The 20,335-nt window shown below is 44.0% G+C and carries 6 protein-coding genes; 5 read left to right on the top strand and 1 reads right to left on the bottom strand.

Features of this window, described 5'->3' with window-relative positions; all coding sequences use genetic code 11:
- Positions 1–80 precede the first annotated feature (80 nt).
- Positions 81–1,829, top strand: a complete 1,749-nt coding sequence (locus ACTJKG_RS24780; protein ID WP_172338163.1) for a c-type cytochrome — start codon at positions 81–83, stop codon at positions 1,827–1,829.
- Between the two features lie 19 nt (positions 1,830–1,848).
- Here the strand turns inward: ACTJKG_RS24780 and ACTJKG_RS24785 are convergent, their stop codons facing one another.
- The gene (locus ACTJKG_RS24785) at positions 1,849–4,383 is read right to left on the bottom strand and encodes a hypothetical protein (RefSeq protein ID WP_440740689.1); all 2,535 of its coding nucleotides are present in this window, start codon (positions 4,381–4,383) and stop codon (positions 1,849–1,851) included.
- 390 nt (positions 4,384–4,773) lie between these two features.
- On the opposite strand from ACTJKG_RS24785, the gene ACTJKG_RS24790 reads away from it, so the two are divergent.
- From ACTJKG_RS24790 to ACTJKG_RS24805, 4 genes are all read left to right on the top strand, one after another.
- Positions 4,774–16,761, top strand: a complete 11,988-nt coding sequence (locus ACTJKG_RS24790; protein WP_440740690.1) for a gliding motility-associated C-terminal domain-containing protein — start codon at positions 4,774–4,776, stop codon at positions 16,759–16,761.
- 77 nt (positions 16,762–16,838) lie between these two features.
- Positions 16,839–17,840 carry a PorP/SprF family type IX secretion system membrane protein gene (locus ACTJKG_RS24795; RefSeq protein ID WP_172338166.1) on the top strand — a complete coding sequence of 334 codons (1,002 nt, stop codon included), beginning with the start codon at positions 16,839–16,841 and terminating at the stop codon, positions 17,838–17,840.
- A gap of 11 nt (positions 17,841–17,851) precedes the next feature.
- Positions 17,852–19,852 (top strand): OmpA family protein, encoded by a 2,001-nt coding sequence (locus ACTJKG_RS24800; protein ID WP_440740691.1) that lies wholly within the window; start codon positions 17,852–17,854, stop codon positions 19,850–19,852.
- 71 nt (positions 19,853–19,923) lie between these two features.
- Positions 19,924–20,262 (top strand): hypothetical protein, encoded by a 339-nt coding sequence (locus tag ACTJKG_RS24805; RefSeq protein ID WP_172338168.1) that lies wholly within the window; start codon positions 19,924–19,926, stop codon positions 20,260–20,262.
- Positions 20,263–20,335: the final 73 nt, after the last annotated feature.

Here is a 20,335-nt window from a genome sequence, read left to right on the forward strand (position 1 = left end):
TAACAAAAAACACATCATTAGTTAAACATTTGTAGGATAAAATTCGTTGTAGCTGGTACATCAACCTTTCGACTTATCTAATGAAAAACCGCGCCATTTTATTTTTGACGGCTATTGCCGCGTTTTTTATCATCAGTTTTACCATCGCCGGAAATAAGGACACTTTACCCATTGCCGATAAAAACAACGGAGGGCTGTTTCTGCCCGGCCATTTTAAAGCTGTGGTAGTAGTGGATAGCCTTGCCGGGCGGGCCCGTCATCTGGCGGTGAATGATAATGGTGATGTATATGTAAAACTCCGCTTTCCTGATTCCATAGGCGGCAACGTGGCCATGCGGGATACCAATCATGATGGTAAAGCCGATATCATCAAAAAATTCGCTGATTATGAAGATAAGGGAAGCTATGGCACGGCGATGCGGGTGCATAAAGGATATCTTTATTTCAGTTCCGAGATCAATGTATATCGGATGAAACTCAATCCCAATACTCTGGTGCCCGATGGTAAGCCGGAACTGATCGTTCATGATGTACATCCACCGCAGGAACATGATGCCAAACCACTTGCTTTTGATAACAAAGGGCATATGTATGTGGCTTTTGGCGCGCCCTCAAACGCCTGCCAGGAGCAAAACCGGGTGCCCGGTTCTATGGGGATAACTGGTTGCCCGTTGTTGAATGAGTATGGGGGCATATGGCAGTTTGATGAAGATAAACCTAACCAGCTACAGGCAGATGGCAAACGCTATGCTACCGGACTGCGGAGTGTAGTGGCTATGGATTGGAATACAGCCGATAACTGTTTATATGTAGCGGCACACGGGCGTGATGACTTTCGTTTGCAGTTCCCTAAACAATTTACTCCCTGGCAAAGCGCGGTGCTGCCTGCCGAAGAGTTTTTGAAAATTAAAGAAGGTACGGATGTAGGTTGGCCATACTATTATTATGACCCTATTAAAAAGAAGAAACTCCTGAATCCCGAGTATGGGGGCGATGGTAAAAAAGCAGGTGATGGCGCCAAATATGCCCAACCCTTGATCGGCTTTCCGGCACATTGGGCTCCTAATGATCTGTTGTTTTATACGGGTAACCAATTCCCGACAAGGTATAAGAACGGGGCATTTATCGCTTTTCATGGATCTACCAACAGGTCACCTTATCCGCAGGCAGGGTTCTTTATTTGCTTTGTGCCTTTTAAAGGAGGTAAACCTGCCGGACCGTGGGAGATATTCGCCGATGGTTTTGCCGGGCATAATACTATAGTAAGTGTGAGCGATGCGGTTTGCCGGCCTATGGGTATATCGCAGGGACCCGACGGTTCCTTATATATAAGTGATACCGAGAAGGGGAGGGTATGGCGCATATTTTACCAGGGCGATAAAACCAAGTTCACAATCGCCCAACTGGCTAAAATGGAATTAAGAAAAAAGCTACCGAGTTTTAAAACGCCTGATGAAACACGTAACAACCTGATGAGCGGTATGTTAACGGGTGGGGCCAAACTATATGCTACTTATTGTGCCAACTGTCATCAAAAAAACGGCAAAGGCGATGGTAACCTTTTTCCGCCGCTTAGCGGATCGGAGTGGGTTACCGGAGGCAAATACATGATGAAGGAGCCTGCTATTAAAGTATTGCTTAATGGTTTGCAAGGTCCAGTGAAGGTTAAAAATGTACCTTATAATAGTGTGATGCCCCCGCATAATTTTCTTAGCGATGATCAGATAGCCCAGGTGCTCACCTATATCCGCAATAATTTTGGAAACAACAGCAGCTTGGTTACTGCGTTGGAAGTGAAAAAAGTACGCGAAAGTTTGAAAGTAAAATGATTACTTCAAATGCATAGCTTTAGTTATTAACCTTTACTTTAACCGCCAGAGCTTCGCTTTTAGGCTTTATAAACACATCAGCACTTAAACCACATTCGCGTAACAGGCGGGTATAGTTGTAGGATATCTGTTTATACAATTGCGGGTCGAGATTCAGCAGAGCCTCGTTATTCAGAATGCTGGCATATATAAATAGCTTTGATAATTTGTTCCCAGACTCATCAGACACCTGGTTAAGACAATTCAAATAACCATTAATGGTTGAATAATCATTGTTCGAAATGGTGTTTTTTATTTTAAGCCCGTAAAATAATGATCTCATAAACGGAGTAAATAAATACTCTTCCCGTTTATAGGATGCAGAAATTTCATTACTGTTTTTTAACAGTTCGGTTTGGTTATCCAGTAAAAAATAAGCGTCAGACTCGGCTATCTTTAAAAAGAAATTATAGGAGAATGATGTTTCGGCACTGCCTTTATCAATGGTATGAAGCGCGTTCACAAATCTTAATGTTTTGTGTGGTTTAAGACAAATGAAAGTGGAGTAAGCCGATAGCAGGAAAATAAGCTCATTAGCTTTTCTGCTATGTATGTTTTCGTTTTGTTTTGGCGGATTAAAATAGAAGCGGGTGATCTCGGCAAAGAAATCTTTCCTGATCATGCCATATTTTAGGTACTGATAAATAGCATTGAGGCAATGTAATGGATTGATTGCGAATTGATGGAAATCATGCTGTGGGAAACTTTTTAGCTTCGCCAGGTAATCCTCCAATTGTTTCATGTCCAACTGAAGTACGGCTATAGTAGCCAGGGCGGTATAAGTAAGTACCTTTTTATGATCAGACAGTTCAAACTTTAATAAAGTTTGCAATGCTTTTTTGTAATCGGTATTAATTAGCTCTAATCCAAAAAAGTAATAAAAAAGTCCGTCGCTGCAATCCTGCTTAAAATAGTTGGCGGTAGCTTCAGCATTGGTTGACCCAAAGCAGACTCGCTGGAGCAAATCGCCTAAAAAAATGATCAACTCCGATTTTTCTTTAGGGTTAAGACTGATTTGTGCTAAAAGTTCAAAGCTTTCCTGCTGCCCGTTTTTAACAGCATGTATCACACACCACTTAATAACAGGTAGCTTATGCTCACTGTCATTAAATGCATTGTTGATTAGTTTGATCAGCTGCAGATCAAAGCGTTGATTGTTATCTAAAAGTAGTTTGCGGGCTATGGTAAATTCCAGGAAGTTATTGTTGCCGAACTGAACCATAGTCTTAAACTGGAAGTCGTTACTGGAGTTCACTTCGCGTAAAAAGCCAATGCTTAACAATTCGTTATAGGCATGGCTGTATTGTTTAAGCAAATCGTTGCATTTAAATTTATCCAGCTCATATATACCGGCCTGAAAATCCATCTCATCAACCAGCCCTTTTAACAGCAGAATCTTTTCTGTAGCATAGTGGCCCAGGTAAACCTTGTTCAGTATAAATATGGAAATGAGCTCATATATACAGATGTGGTCAATGTTATTGAGCGAAAAGTTGTTCTTGTTCTGTTTATAATAGAATTGGAAGTATAGCGGATGGTTGAAATTGTTGGCCACATCAATGGCGATCAGATTCTGAACATCGGGATTTATTTTGCGGCTCAGTTCTTTGATCTCCTGGATATTGAATAAAGGTACATTGGTAGTGAGGTCATGATCTGTTATAAAACCGGTAAACCAGTTTTTAAGCCCAAACTCCATATTGTGTTTGTTATTGATCCAGTTAGCCGAGCGCATGGTTAAAATGAGCTTAAACCATTCGTGCGACTGATAGAAAGAAAATATATCCATCAACTGCGTCAGCACCAGTTCAAACTGGTCATTTTTAAACATATGTTCATCAAAGCCATCAATAATAAGATAAAACTTGCCATCGTTACGTTTATTGATGTCAAATAAGGCTTCAATATCTTCTTCATGTGAGTAGCCCAGCAAAGCCAGCAGCCAGTCGTTCAGGTCGCGGCCGCTTAAAAAAACGTTCATTAAGGCGCTACTGCTAAAAAACAGGATGATATCGTTGCTGTCTGATTCTAATTTTTCGTCTATCCAGTGGCAAAGACCAATAGTTTTTCCATAGCCCGAAGGGGCGGCGAATACGGTTGCAGTGTAATCGCCTCTTAAAAATTCATCAAAATGATCGTCGATGAATTTGCGGCGGATGGTTTGGCCAAAAGGGATACCTGAACGGTTTTTTAAGGCCTGAAGTGTAAAGTGGGTGATCTTGGCCGCATTTTGACCAAGGGTTTTCCAATCAACATGTTCATTTTGTGATCTTTCAGAAGGAACGCTTTCCTGTTCACAAAAATCATCCCAGCCTTCGTAGTCACAAAATTTAGCTAAAACATCAATAGTGAACAGAGATGGCTTGAATTTACTATATGCAAAACCGTAAACCCGTTTTAATGTGGTTTCGCTTACGGTTAATTTTGTTTTTGAATATATTTGAAATGCAAGGGCCTTGCAATCTCCCGGAGTAATGCTTCTGATATTCGCATTGGCCAATACTCGGGATTTCAACGTTTCAAACTGAATTGGTGAAAAGGATATCATAGACTCAAGCAATTAGGTTACTAGGTTTGTATTTTATATTACGCAATTTATCTGAATCGGTTACCGTTATTACATTATTAATGTTACTGCTATTATTATACGGGGGTAATATCAAATAATGTTGCAGTAGTATTTTATCCGGATTATGTGTTTTTATCACATTTTACTGTGTTTACGAGAAATGTAGAGCTGTAGGTTTTAAAATAACATTTAATGAACAAAATGAACAATTGATATTGTTCGTGAATGGATGTTCAATTAGAATTAATAAGTGAATAAGATGTATTAATAATTATCCTCAGGCGGTACGTAGTTTTGACAGGTGTAACTATTTGCACCTACCTTAACTTCATTTGCATGAGAACCTTTACCTTTTATAGCAGGTACATAATAGTGTTATGCCTGTTATTGTGTGCTACAAGTCAAATATTCGGACAACGCCATTTTGCAACTACTCAACAAAGCGGCGCTACAGGTTTACTTTGCTTGGGCTGCGTGGTTAACAATCAAGGCAATGCCATTGATGCAAATCTGCAAACGTATTCTACTTTAAACGTACCGGTTGGCCTTTTAGCATCCACGTATCAGGAATTAATTTTCCCTACTACGGTTCCGGCCAATACGCAACTGACCATTAAACTGGGAACTGGCGATAACCTGCTTGATGTTACACTTCTTGGTGGAGTAACAATTACCCCATATAATGGCAGTGTGGCGGGCACACCGGTTACGGCGCCAACTTTGGCAAGTGTAGCCAGCAGCAATAACCAATTGGAGCTTATTTATGCGCCAACGCAGGCTTATGACAGGGTTAGGGTAACACTTAGCGGTGGTTTGCTGGGAGCGTTAAGCAGTATATACCTGTATGACGCGTTTTATACTACTCCCGGTCCGCCTATTTGCAATACCACTTATGATGAATTACATGGTATATCCTCGGCATTGCTTGGCTTGGGGTTAAACGTAGGAGGTGTAGCGAACCCTCAAAACGCAATTGATGGCAATCCGAATACAGCATCCACCCTTAACGCGGGTGTTGGTGCGTTAGGGGCATTTGCACAACAAACACTCATTTTTCAATCAGCATCAACTGTTGGCGATTCTGTAAAATTGACACTAACCATACCTAAATCTTTGCTGGATGTTGGGCTTCTTTCCAGTATATCGATATCAACTTTTAATGGTAATACCGATAATAATGACACGCAGTTCTTAAGCGCATCATTGCTTAGTATACGCCTGCTCGATTTTTCAAATAACCGGCAGCGGCTAACCGTCTCTTACGTACCAACGAAAGTGTTTGACCGTGTTCAGCTCAGGCTTGGAGGGGTGGCCAATGTGTTGTCAACCCTTGATCTGAATGAGGGCGAGATAGCGATACCGCAACCTATCATAAAAGTTAATAACGTGGCGGTAACTACAGCGCAATTATGTGCCGGTAGTACGGTTACCCTTAATGCTACCGCCAATTTAGCGGGTACAAGCTTTAGCTGGTTTACCCAGCCAACAGGCGGTACTGCGGTATTTACAGGAGCAAGTTTTACCACACCGGCTTTAACTAATAATATCACTTATTATGTATCGGCAACCCGACCAGGTTGTGCTACGGCATCTACCCGCACCCCAGTAACCATTAATGTTAATCAAATTCCGGTAGCGCCAGTTGTTGCTAATGCCAATCTTACGGTATGCCCTGGTTCCACCGCGATATTTGCGGCCACGCCGGTTACCGGCGTTACCGTTAACTGGTATGCAACTGCAACCGGTGGTACTCCATTGTTTACAGGTAATACTTTTACCAGCCCGGCTTTAACCGCTACTACAAGCTATTATGCTGAGGCAGCAAGCGGCGGTACCTGCGTAAGTACTACACGTACCAAAGTAACTGCCACTTTGAGTGCGCTACCTGCAGCACCAACGCTGGCCGCAACAAACGTAGCTATTTGCGAGGGTGATGTAGCCGTATTGGCCATTGCATCACCAGTAGCCGGACAAACTTATAACTGGTATGCTACCGCAACCGGTGGTACGCCATTGTTTACCGGTACCAACTTTACCAGCCCTGCTTTAAGCGCCAATACTGCTTATTATGCCGAGGCTGTTAACGCCACCGGTTGTACAAGTGCCACCCGTGTTGCAGCCAATGTAACTGTAGTGCCTAAGCCTGCAGCTCCTACGCTGGCTGTGAATAATGCAACCATTGTAGCTGGACAAACTGCCACTATCAATGTAAGTAACGCGCAAACAGGCATTACTTATAAGTGGTACTCTTCGGCCGCAGCCGCTACCCCTGTATTTACAGGTAATCCTTTTACAACACCGGCTCTTTTCAGCACCACTACTTATTATGTGTCAGCTGCCAATGCTACCGGTTGCGAATCGACAACCCGTACCCCGATAACAATCACTGTTACCATCAATAATAATTCGCCTTGCACATTTGCTAATCAGCAAAGTACTGCTATCAATGGCTTGTGCTTATTATGTTCCATTAACAACGATGTACTCGCAGCTGACGCCGACACAACCACGGCATCAACCATAACTGTACCTGTTGGACTTTTGGGCGGATCGGCTTCACAGACACTGATATTCCCGAACCCAGGTTTTGCAGGTGATACCATTAAACTTGCCTTAGAAACCCCAGGTGGCCTTGCCGATTTAAATTTGCTTGGCGGAATAACCGTTGCCGTTTATAATGGCGGAACATTAGTAGGCAGCTATCCACTTAATAACTCACTGCTAACATTAAGGTTGTTGAGCGGCACTGGTAAGTATGCCGCATACGTTCCTGCTGTTGGGAATTATGACCGTGTGGTAGTAACATTGAATTCAGGGGCAGCAACGTTGCTTACCTCGTTAAAGATATACTACGCGGTACAGCAATATCCTACACCTAAATTTAACCCAACTGCCCCTGAAATTTGTAAAGGCAGTCCGGCTACACTAACCATTACATCTCCGACTCCGGCTAATGGAACTTTTAGCTGGTTCACCACGCCAACCGGTGGTACCGCTGTTCATACCGGAACATCTTATACTACACCAGCCTTAACAGCTAATACAACTTATTATGTTGAATACAGCCGTGGCGGAAGCTGTGTAAGCCCAACACGTGCGCCGGTACAGGTAATAGTGGATGATACTCCGGTGAAACCGGTTGTAACGCCATCAAGTGCTACCATACTGGCTGGACAAACAGCTACTTTTAAAGCTACCGTTGTTAACGGGGCTACTATAAAATGGTATACCGCTCCAACCGGCGGTACACCAGTATTTACCGGCAATACTTTCACTACCCCGGTATTGAATGCCAATACTACTTATTATGCAGAAGCTTCATTAGGCAGCTGCGTATCGCCAGACAGAACTGTTGTGCCTGTAACCGTTACCCCGATAGTAATACCGGATGTATCTGTTAATCCGCCAACACAATCTGTTAACATCGGAACAACCGGCACTATAACCGCGAGTTCAACAACTCCAGGAACTGTATTTAACTGGTACACTACCCCAACCGGAGGTACCCCGATATTTACCGGGCCAACTTTTGTAACACCAGCAGTATTTGCCAATACCACCTATTATGCCGAAGCAGTAGTAACAGCTACCGGTGCCGTATCGGCTACCCGCGCAGCAGGTGTGGTTAATGTTATACCTGTTGGCTCCGACCCTGTAGCTTGTGCTGCGGCTACAGCACAAACCAATTCGGCTAATGGATTATGTTTATTGTGCGGTATTACCAATGCCGGAGGAGCGATTGATAATGATCGTAATACATTCTCTCAAATACATGTACCGATAGGTTTATTGGGCGGTTCGGCTCAGCAAACATTACAATTTGCGCATCCAGGTATTGTAGGCGACAGCGTTATTGTTGAATTAGGTATCCCAGGTTCGCTGGCTGATGTTGGTTTGTTATCACAAATTCAGATAGGTACTTTTAATGGTGGAACTTTCAATAACGATTTCTTTACGGTAAATGGATCTTTATTAAATGTTACCTTATTGAACGGTACAAGCCGTTTCAGAGTAGCCTTTAAAGCAGGTGCGGCATTTGACCGTGTTGAAGTTCAGTTTAACTCGGGTGTGGCCGGCTTACTAAATTCGGTAAATGTTTATGACGCTTACCAGTCAGTAGCCGTACCTACTGTCAGCGCTGCCAACGTAAGCACATGCCAGGGAACAACCGCTACACTTACAGCTACTAACGTGCCGGCCAACGTAACCATAAAATGGTATACTGCCGCCTCTGGTGGTACAGCGGTATTTACTGGTGCCAATTTTGTTACGCCGGTAGTTAATGCTAATATTACTTATTATGCCGAAGCCAGCCGCACAGTTGATGGTTGCGCCCAAACTAAGCGTACACCAGTAACCGTAACTATTGTTCCGGCGCCAGCGTCTCCGATTGTGGATGCTACAACTAAGGCTGTATGTTCTGGCCAACCAGCTACATTTACGGCACAAGCCGTTAGCGGTGTTGTGTTTACCTGGTATGCTACTGCTACAGGTGGTACTCCATTATTTACCGGGGCACAATTTACCAGCCCGGCATTAACTGCTACTACTTCATACTACGTTCAGGCTACTGCAGGTTCATGCGGAAGCTCGGCTCGTACCCAGGTAACAGCTAATGTTGTTACAACACCTTTAGTACCAACCGTAGTTACACCGGTACAGATCTGCTCCGGTTCACCGGCTACATTATCAGCCTCATCAACTCAGGCTGGTGTTATCTTTAACTGGTACACTACCGCTACAGGCGGTACCCCGGTATTTACAGGTGCTCAATATACTACCCCGGCATTAACTGCCAATACATCATATTACGTTGAAGCTGCGTCAACAGGGGGCTGCACCAGCTCAACAAGGGCAAAAGCGGATGTGTCGGTTAATCCGACACCCGTTGCGCCTACTATTAATGCCCCCGGCCAGGTAACATCTGGTCAATCAGTTACACTGACAGTTACCTCATCTGTAGCAGGTGTTACCTATAAATGGTATGCTGCTGCAACTGGTGGTACAGCCCTGGCTACAGGCACTACATTCACTACTCCGGCTTTAACCTCCAATACCACTTATTATGTAGAGGCAAGTACTGCTGCGGGTTGTACAAGTGCAACACGTACTGTAGTAAATATTACAGTTAACCCGATCTTCTCAACCAATTGCGATTTCGCGTCTACTCAAACATTTGATGTGAACGGCGGCCTGCTTTGCGTTGGTTGCGCGGTGAACAATCCTAATAACTCTGTTGACCAGGATACCACCAACTTTAGTCAGTTGAGCGTTCCAATTGGTCTGGTAGGTTCAAACGTATCACAAAAATTAATATTCAGCGATGCCGGTGTTGTAGGCGATACCGTAACGGTTAAAATAGCGGTTCCGGCTAGCCTGGCTACTGTGGGTGTACTGAACCAATTACAAATAGCTTCTTATAACGGCGCTACTTATAACAACGACCGTCTTACTTTAAGCAGTAACCTGCTGAAAATTACCTTGCTGAACGGTAACCAAACCGCATTAGTAAAATTTGCTCCAAAATCGGCGTTTGACCGGGTTGAGATCAGGTTTAACGGCGCTTTGGCATCATTGTTCAATACATTAAATATTTATTATGCTACCAAACAGGTAGAGGCGCCAACTTTGGCTGCTAAAACTGTAAGTATATGCTCTGGTAGTACCGCTACATTTACTGTAAACAATCCTCGTGCCGGTATAACCTATAAATGGTATACATCAGCAACAGGTGGTACATTAGTACATACCGGAGCAACATTTACAACGGCAGCGTTAAATGCAACAACTACTTATTATGTAGAAAGCAGCCGTGCTTCAAGCGGTTGTGCTAATCCTAACAGGGCGTCGGCCACTGCCAATGTTACTCCGGCTCCGGTTAATCCGGTTCTGGCGCAGGCATCGGTACCTGTGTGTTCGGGTTCATCAGCAGTGTTAACTGTTTCACCAACACAAGCAGGTGTGGTATATAACTGGTATGCAGCTGCAACCGGTGGTACACCTTTAGCAACCGGGGCTCAATTTACAACGCCTGTAGTTACCGCAAATACATCATATTATGTAGAAGCATCGGCAAATGGCTGCGTTAGCCCAGCCCGTACTAAGGCCGATGTAATTGTTAATCCTGTACCCGTTGCTCCAACGATAGCTGTAAACCCGGCTAATGGACAAGTTACAACAGGAAGCTCGGCTACATTGACTGCCACTTCAACCACTGCCGGAGCTATCTTTAAATGGTATACAACAGCAACCGGCGGTACACCTGTATTTACGGGAGCAGTATTTATAACTCCGCCTTTAACTGCTACTACAACTTATTATGCAGAAAGCTCACTGGCTTCTGGTTGCGTAAGCGCGCAACGTACAGCGGTGATCATTACTGTTAATCAGCCTATCATCATACCAGATGTGGCCGTTAATCCGCCAACACAAACTGTTGACGCGGGTACTTCGGGCAGCTTAACCGCATCATCAACTACGCCAGGTGCTGTATTTAACTGGTTTACTACGCCAACCGGAGGTACAAGCATATTTACAGGACCAAACTTTGTTAGTCCTGCTGTATTTGGACAAGTTACTTATTATGCAGAATCAAGCATTCCTGCTACCGGAGCAGTGTCGGCTTCAAGAGCATCGGGTATCATTAATGTAAACCCAATTGGGCCTAACCCGGTTCCTTGCGACGCCGCGATCGATCAGACCAGCTCGGTTAACGGTATATGTTTACTGTGCGGTGTGAGCAATGCCGGTGGTTCTGTTGATAACAATAGTGAAACCTTCTCGCAAATACATGTACCGGTAGGTTTACTGGGTGGATCCGCACAACAAACCTTACGTTTTGCCAATACAGGTATTGTAGGTGACAGCGTAACTGTTGACTTAGGTATCCCTGGTTCATTAGCCGATGTAGGCTTACTATCACAGATACAGGTAGCTACCTATAATGGTTCAACCTATAATGGCGATCGTGTTACCGTTGACGGATCATTACTTAAAATAACTTTATTGAACGGAACCTCCCGTTTCAAATATAAATTTAAAGCCGCGCATACATTTGACCGAGTGGAGGTCACCTTTAACTCAGGTGTTGCTGGTTTACTTGCCGCTGTGAATGTTTATGATGCTTACCAATCCGTAGCATCACCAACTATCAGTGCGCCAAATGTTACCATTTGCTCTGGCTTGCAGGCTACTCTGACAGCTACCGTACCAGCCAACGTTACTGTAAGATGGTATACTTCAGCAACTGGCGGCACAGCAGTATTTACTGGTGCAACCTTCTTAACACCAGCATTAACTGCTACTACAACTTACTATGCTGAAGCCAGCCGCACAGCCGATGGTTGCGCCCAGGCTATACGCACACCGGCTACTGTAACAGTTACACCGGCACCAGCTAAACCTGTTGTTGCTGTGCCAACACAAACGGTATGCTCTGGTCAGCCGGCGTCCTTTACTGCAACAGCGGTTGCGGGTGTTACCTTTAACTGGTATACCGCACCAACAGGTGGCACACCAGTATTTACAGGTGCTACCTTCGTGACACCTGCGTTAACTGCTACAACAAATTATTATGTTGAAGCTACAAGCGCTGCATCTTGCGGAAGTTCAAGTCGTACCCAGGTAACCGCGAATGTGACAGCAACACCACTGGTGCCAACTGTATCACAAACACCGGTATCAACCTGCTCTGGTTCATCTGCGGTATTATCGGCTACTTCAACCCAGTCGGGAGTTACCTTTAACTGGTATACTACGCCAACCGGCGGAACACCAGTTGCAACCGGAGCTACATTTGTTACACCGGCTTTAACTGCCAGCACTTCTTATTATGTTGAAGCAGCAGCGGGTGGTTGCACAAGCTCAACCAGAGCTAAAGCAGATGTGATTGTAAATCCAACACCTGTTGCTCCGGTTATTACTTCAAATGCTCCGGGCGGTCAGATCACGTCTGGTCAAACAGCTACATTAACAGCTACATCTACCACTGCGGGTGCTACCTTTAAATGGTATACCTCGGCAACCGGTGGTACGGCAATATTTACCGGAGCCGTATTTACTACTCCGCCTTTAACATCAAATACTACTTATTATGTTGAGGCTGTATTAACCAGCTCTGGCTGTACCAGCACAACACGTACAGCGGTTACTGTTAAAGTAAATCCAATATTCTCAACCAATTGCGATTTCGCATCAACTCAAACATTTGATGTGAATGGCGGTCTGATTTGCGTTGCCTGCGGTGTAACTGATGAAAATAATTCAGTTGATCAGGATACTACCAATTTCAGTCAATTACATCTGCCAATCAGTGTATTGGGTTCATATGTATCACAAAAACTCATATTTGCGGATCCAGGGCTTGTTGGTGACACGGTGACCTTGAAAATAAGCGTTCCGGGAAGCCTGGCCGATATCAATGTATTGGGCTCTATACAATTAGCCTCATACAACGGCGCTACTTTTAACAACGATCGTATTACACTGAGCAGTAACTTAATAAAAATAGCTATCCTGCCTGGTGGCCAAACTGCCATTATCAAATTCGCACCAAAAGCGGTGTTTGACAGGGTAGAGGTTCGTTTAAACTCAGGTATAGCGACATTGTTAACTACAACTAACATCTATTATGCAAGCAAACAAGTTGAAGCGCCTCGCTTAGCCGTTAATACACAAAATATTTGCGCGGGTGGTACTGCTACATTTACAGTAAGCAACCCACGTGCAGGTGTAACTTACAGATGGTACAGTGCGGCAGTAGGTGGTACACTGTTACATACAGGTACAAGCTATAGCCCAACCAATATACTGGCTACTACTACTTATTATGTAGAAAGCAGCCATACTTCAACGCTATGTCCTAACCCGAACAGGGTAGCGGCAACTGCTAACGTTACACCATCACCGGTTAACCCGGTATTGGCCAGCTTCCCTGCCGAGATCTGCGCGGGTCAGCAAGTAACGCTTACTGTAACTAATGCAAATGGTGCAACCATTAACTGGTATACATCAGCAGCCGGCGGCACTCCGGTGTTTACAGGTACAAGCTTTAATGTAACACCAATTTCAACCATCACTTATTATGTTGAAGCAGTAAATGGCACCTGTACCAGCCCTGCACGTACAACGGCTACAATAAAAGTTAATCAATTGCCATCAAAACCAGGTGTACAATCACCAAATGTGGCGGTTTGCGCTGGCAGTCCTGCTACGTTAGCAGTTACCTCGCCAGAGGCTGGTGTTACCTATAACTGGTATACTGCAGCTACCGGCGGCGCATTGGCGCATACCGGTGCTACATTTACAACCCCGGCAATTACACAGGCGATTACCTACTATATTGAGGCTACTAATTCTTCAAGCTGTATAAATGGCGGTGGACGTACATCGGTTACTGTTACACCAAACAGTTTACCAGCCGCGCCGATATTGAGCAACACATCTACTCCGGTTTGTAATGGTGGAAGCCTTACCGTAAGTATTGTTAACCCTGTTGCAGGCATAACTTATAACTGGTATGCTGCAGCCACAGGCGGTGCTCCAGTATTTACCGGAACATCAAATACGCTTAATAATTTAACAGCAAGTATTACTTTCTACGTTGAGGCGGTTAATACAGCAAGCTCAACCAATTGCAGCAGTGCAACACGTACAAAAGTGGATGTAACGGTATTGCCAATACCTCCAACTCCGGTGATACAGATCCCAACTGGTGGTCTTACCGTTTGCTCGGGCTCATCAGTTACCATCAATATAGCTAACCCGCAAACAGGTGTGGTTTACAGATGGTATGATGCACCAACTAATGGCACGTTATTATATACAGGCGTGCAGTTTGTTAGTCCGGCTTTAACAGCCAATACAACTTACTATGTTGAGGCAGCAACTGCAGGCAATTGTAACGCATCTGCACGTGCCCAGGCATCTGTAACAGTTACACCGCTTCCACCAGATCCGGTAGTTGCGGCGGCCAACCAACAGGTATGTTTAGGCAGTACAGCTACATTGTCTGTACAAGCACCACAAGCCGGTGTTACTTATAAATGGTATGATTCAACTACCAAAAATCACTTACTGTTTACAGGTAACCCTTATACAACAGCCGCTATAACCACCACTACAGATTTCTATGTAGAAGCAACAAATGCTACCGGTTGTAGCAGCAGCGGCTTCGGCTTTGCACAAGTGACTGTGGTGGCAGCGCCAGGGGCACCGGTAATAGCAGGTGGTAACACAGTGCCAACTTGTTCAGGTTCTACAGCCTTAATAACTGTTTCAAATCCAAGTGTATTGCTTACCTATAAATGGTACAGTTCTGCAACAGGCGGTGTTGCATTGGCCAGTGGGGTAACTTTTACCACGCCAGTACTAACAGCTAATGCTACTTATTATGTAGAAGCATCAAACAACATTGGTTGTACTTCGGCAACCCGCACTAAAGTTGATGTGGTTGTTAACACATTGCCAAACGGACCAACAGTAACAACCCAGGCAGGTTCGTCAACACCAACAGTATGTTCAGGTGGTTCGGCTGTGTTGGTTGCAAAAAGCACTACACCTGATGTTACCTTTAAATGGTACAATGTAGCCACCGGAGGCACTCCGATATTTACTGGAGCTACATTCACTACTCCTGTAATTACGGCAGCTACTACTTATTATGTAGAAGCCGTGAGCAATACTACAGGTTGTACATCAAGTTCACCACGTACTTCGGTAACTATTAATATTGATAATACTAAAGCACCAGATCCAACAGTTGATGCTACCAGCTTAACTACTTGTCAAAATAGTACAGCTACTATCAAAATAGTTAACGCGGTACCAGGAACAACTTATACCTGGTATACATCAGCAACAGGCGGAGCCTCAGTACATACAGGTTCAACCTTTACAACACCTGTGTTAACTGCCGATGTAACCTATTATGTTGAAGCTACAAATGCCCAGGCATGTAACGCGTCAACAAGAATAGCCGCGCCGGTTAAAGTAACGCCACAACCACCAACGCCAACCGTTTCGAGTCCGAATGTATCGGTATGTTTGGGTAGTACGGCAACGCTTTCTGTAGCTTCGCCACAGGCGGGTATTACTTACAACTGGTACACCGATGCCGGAAGAACCAACCTGGTATTTACAGGATCAAGCTTCCCGCTTGGGGCTGTTAACGCTAATGCTACCTATTATGTAGAAGCAGCAAGCGGTACATGCTCAAGCCCAGGTGTGGCCACTGTTCAGGTAACCGCGGTTCCGGCGCCTGGAGCACCGGTAATAGCTGGCGGTAATTCAGTAAATAATTGCGCAGGAGGTTCGGTAACATTAACTATCGATAATCCGCAGGCAAACTTTACCTATAACTGGTACAGCACAGCAAGTGGTGGTACTCCATTATATACTGGTACAAGCTTTGTTACACCTACGCTAACTACCAATACCATATACTTTGCAGAGGCGGTAAATAATACAGGTTGCCCATCTGCTTCGCGTACAAGTGTTACCGTTACCGTAACATCAGCGCCAATTGCGCCACAGGCAAGCACTCAAGGTACTTCAATATGTCCTGGATCAAGCACTACCATATCGGCCACAAGTTCTACACCTGGTGCGGTTATCAAATGGTATGCTGCCAATACAGGAGGGGCAGCCTTGTTCACCGGTACCGATTTTACAACACCTGTATTATCAGCTAATACTACTTATTATGCCGAAGCCGAAGTTGCAGGCGGTTGTGTATCAACTACCCGCACGCCGGTAACAGTTACCATACTTAGTCCGCTGGCTGCACCAGTAGTGACCGTAGGCTCAACTACTTCAGAGAGCATTACGTTTACATGGGCTGCTGTTACAGGGGCTACCGGTTACCAGGTAAGCTTAGATAACGGACAACATTTTGTTGCACCAAGTTCAGGTGCCGCAGGCTTAAGCCATACTGTGAGCGGATTACAGCCAGGACAATCGGCTACTATTATTGTACGCGCCACCGGAAATTCTGCTTGCCAGTTGAGTGCTAACTCTGTAGCAGTTACCGGAACTACAAGTAATCCTTTTGGTAATGGATTATTTATACCGAATGCGTTTACTCCTAACGGGGATGGAAATAACGATATACTGTACGTTTATGGAACTACCATCCAGGCCTTAACATTATCAATTTACGACCAATGGGGTGAGCTGCAATTCAAATCAACTAATAAAGCAAGTGGATGGGATGGTACATATAAGGGTACCAAGCAGCCGGTTGGTGTATACGTTTATTATGTTGAAGCTACCATGAATGATGGTCAGGTAATTAAGAGAAAAGGTACAGTTACGCTATTACGATAAGGCCTATATATGTACGGTATCATGTATCATAGCGTGATACCGTACTTCATGACCGCATCACAATTAATAAAACTACTATGAAAAAAAGAGTTATAGTTATCATGGCAATACTGCTTCAGATTGGAGCAATAAGTCAATTAAAGGCGCAGATCGATCCGCACTTTTCGCAATATTACGCCTATCCCTTGTATCTTAACCCGGCATTAACCGGGGTGATCAATGGCGACGTGCGTGTCAATGCAAATTTTAAAAACCAATACGCAACCATCAACAATGCGTATCAAACGGGCGCCTTGTCTGTTGATTTTAGGCCAACTGATAAAGTGGGGGTAGGTTTTAATGTGATCAACCAGGCCGCGGGCGATGTCGGATATAACTATTTTGCGGCTTACGGCTCTTTTGGTTATGCTATTTCCGTTTCAAATGATGGGTACAAAAAAGTAAGCTTTGGCGTACAGGCAGGTATCATTAACCGTAGCTTCGACCCCAACAAGGCGCAGTTCGGCAGCCAGTTTAACCCAAGCAGCGGTTTCGATCCAACGCTACCCAGTAACGAAAACTTTTTAAATACCAATGCTACCATATTTGACGCGGGAGCTGGTGTGTTTTATTATGATGGCGACCCCCTGCATAACGCCAACTTTTTTGGTGGTGTAAGTGTATCCCACCTTGCCCGCTCAAAGGATCCATTTGCGGTTGATGGTTCCAGTCTTAAATTGCCCATACGTTATACTGTACACGCTGGTGTACGTATAAAGGCTTCGGATTATTTTGACATTATTCCGCATGCCATTTATATCAGGCAACAAAAAGCCGAAGAGAAAGCCGTTGGTGCTTATTCAGAATTAAAACTACAGGATGATAAAGGTTTAATATTGGGCGGTATGTATCGTTTTAAGGATGCGGCTATTGCTAACATCGGATACCATGTTAACAGCTTGATCATAGGCGCAAGTTATGATTTCAATACATCATCGCTTACCCGGGCCACATCTGGCAACGGAGGTATTGAGTTATCGGTAAGTTATGTATTTCGCAAACGCATCCAGGAACCGGAAGCAATTTGCCCAAGGCTTTAAACTTTATCAACATGAAGAAAATAATTTTTACATTACTCATACTGCTTGTGTTTAAAGGGGTCAACGCCCAGTATAGCAAGGACAATCCGAGGGTTTATGGCGATAAGGCCTTTAACAATAAGGATTACTATGAGGCTGCTTTTTACTATAAAAGAGCTGCCGAAGGTTTAAGTCTTACTTTACTGCAGGCTATACCTTACCATGCCGGTGAAAAAACCAGCAAGAAGCCTACAAAACAGGGCGACCAGGCTTACATATCTTACCAGTTAGCCGAATCATATCGTTTATATGAAAACTATATTGAGGCCCAGGGCTGGTATTATAAAGTGATCAGTGCCAATTATGAAAAAGAATATCCTTTGGCCCGCCTTTGGTATGGTGTGTGTTTAAGGGCTACTCAACACTTTGACGACGCCATAAAACAATTAGAACAATTCCAGGCAAATTACAATGGTGAAAGCAAGTACAAGGATATAGCTACTAAAGAAATTAAAAACTGTCATTTCGCGAAAGATCAATATCAGTATCCTTTGTTGGTTGAGGCAACTAAGTTGCCAGCGCCTTATGCTTCTGATGGTTCTGATTATTCCCTTGTTCAGCGTGACGGCAATAGTTATTTCACTTCATCACGGTTTGTTAAAGATGATAAAAAACACCTGAACCGGATATATCAACTTGATAAAGCAAAACCGGGCATACCTATTGTGATCAGTTTAAAAGATCCGGATACTAAAGGGAAAAAAGAATTGGAGTACGGCACCCCTTCATTCAATGAAACCGGCAAGCGGATGTATTTTACCCGCTGGTATAAAGAGGGAGCCAAGACCATACACGCCATTTATTTTACCGAATGGGTAGATAACGATTGGTCGGCCCCAAAGAAAATGAACAGCAACGTAAACGTTGACGGGTTTAACTCTATACAGCCATTTGTTACAGCTGATGGTTTGCGCCTGTTTTTTGCCTCTAACAAACCAGGCGGTCAGGGTGGCGACGATATCTGGGTGGCTTATCTGAACTTTAATGGCGATGCGGTGAGCGCAACTAACCTGGGTAGTGTTATCAATACTGCTTTTGATGAAGAAGCGCCTTATTATGATCTGCCAAACAAAAGATTGGTGTACAGTTCAAAAGGGTTTATAGGCTTGGGTGGTTTTGACTTTTTTGAAAGCCAGAGCACACTGGATAAATGGAGCGAGCCTAAAAATTTGGGCTACCCTATTAACTCCGCAAAAGACGATCTGTATTATTTGCCCGATCATGATGATGCCAAGAAGTTCTACATCAGCTCTGATCGTGAATCTGATTGCTGTTTGGCTATTTTCTCGGCAGAAAACAAAAAATATGTGTTATCTGGCCTTGTAACTGATTGCGATACGCATCAGCCATTAGAGGGCGTTAAAGTAAGCTTTATCGATTCGTTGTCAAAAGACACCTTAAAGCAAATGGTAGTTGGCAAAAATGGCCGTTATGCATTTGATGTAACCGATAAACGTCCGCACAGTCTGCGACTTGAAAAAGGTTGCTACTTTGCTAAAAACCTGCCTGCTCCCGCTACAGGTACCATGCGTAATGATACTTTATATAGCGCCGATATCTGCTTGCAAGCCTTTACGCCGGAAAAACCTATCGTGATTAAAAATGTATTGTACGACTTTAACAAAGCTACATTAAGGCCGGAATCAAAAGTTGTTTTGGATACATTGGTTGGTGTACTGAAAGATAACCCGACTATAAAAGTGGAATTAAGTGCGCATACCGATTCCATTGGCTCAAATAAGTATAACGATAAATTATCACAGGCCAGGGCTCAATCATGCGTTACCTATATCATATCAAAAGGTATAGACGCGGCGCGTGTATATGCAAAGGGCTACGGTAAAAGAAAGCCGGTTGCACCTAACTCGCTTCCTAACGGAAAAGATAATCCTGCTGGTCGCCAGTTAAACAGGCGTACCGAGTTTAAGGTGCTAAAGGATCCGAATGATAAGACTTCAAATCCGTGTAAGTAAAGCACAGGTTTAGGTACGATTGAAGTTATTAAGATTGAAAACATAAAGTAAAGATTTAAACACCGGGGTTTATGATTAAGCAGGATAGATTATCAGTAAGCAGACCATTACTCAAAACCAAAGGATTTTCGACTTTACATTTGCAGATATTTGAATATATATTGGTAGGGAAAACCAACCGCGAAATAAACCGGATACTGGGATATACAGAACGGTCGCACGCGGTAGTTGATCACTCGCGCAAGGTGATGCATAAATTACTGGCGATGGAAGACCTGCATAAGGCCGATTTTAAAGACAGAGTAGTGTATCCGCGTAAATTTCAGTTCTGGTGGAAAAAACTACTGAATAAACATAAAACCGATCTGCTATCCATGGCGATAGCACCTAAGTTTTACGAAGAAAATTAACGCCCAAGACGTATAACTGATCTGGTAAGGAGCAATGAATCATAGTTCATTGCTCCTTTTGCTTTTAAATGCT

Source organism: Mucilaginibacter sp. 22184, assembly GCF_052045695.1.
Lineage (GTDB): Bacteria > Bacteroidota > Bacteroidia > Sphingobacteriales > Sphingobacteriaceae > Mucilaginibacter.

Coding starts and splice junctions, on each gene's coding strand:
- ACTJKG_RS24780 (WP_172338163.1), top strand. CDS start 81: ATGAAAAACCGCGCCATTTTATTTTTGACGGCTATTGCCGCGTTTTTT.
- ACTJKG_RS24790 (WP_440740690.1), top strand. CDS start 4,774: ATGAGAACCTTTACCTTTTATAGCAGGTACATAATAGTGTTATGCCTG.
- ACTJKG_RS24795 (WP_172338166.1), top strand. CDS start 16,839: ATGAAAAAAAGAGTTATAGTTATCATGGCAATACTGCTTCAGATTGGA.
- ACTJKG_RS24800 (WP_440740691.1), top strand. CDS start 17,852: ATGAAGAAAATAATTTTTACATTACTCATACTGCTTGTGTTTAAAGGG.
- ACTJKG_RS24805 (WP_172338168.1), top strand. CDS start 19,924: ATGATTAAGCAGGATAGATTATCAGTAAGCAGACCATTACTCAAAACC.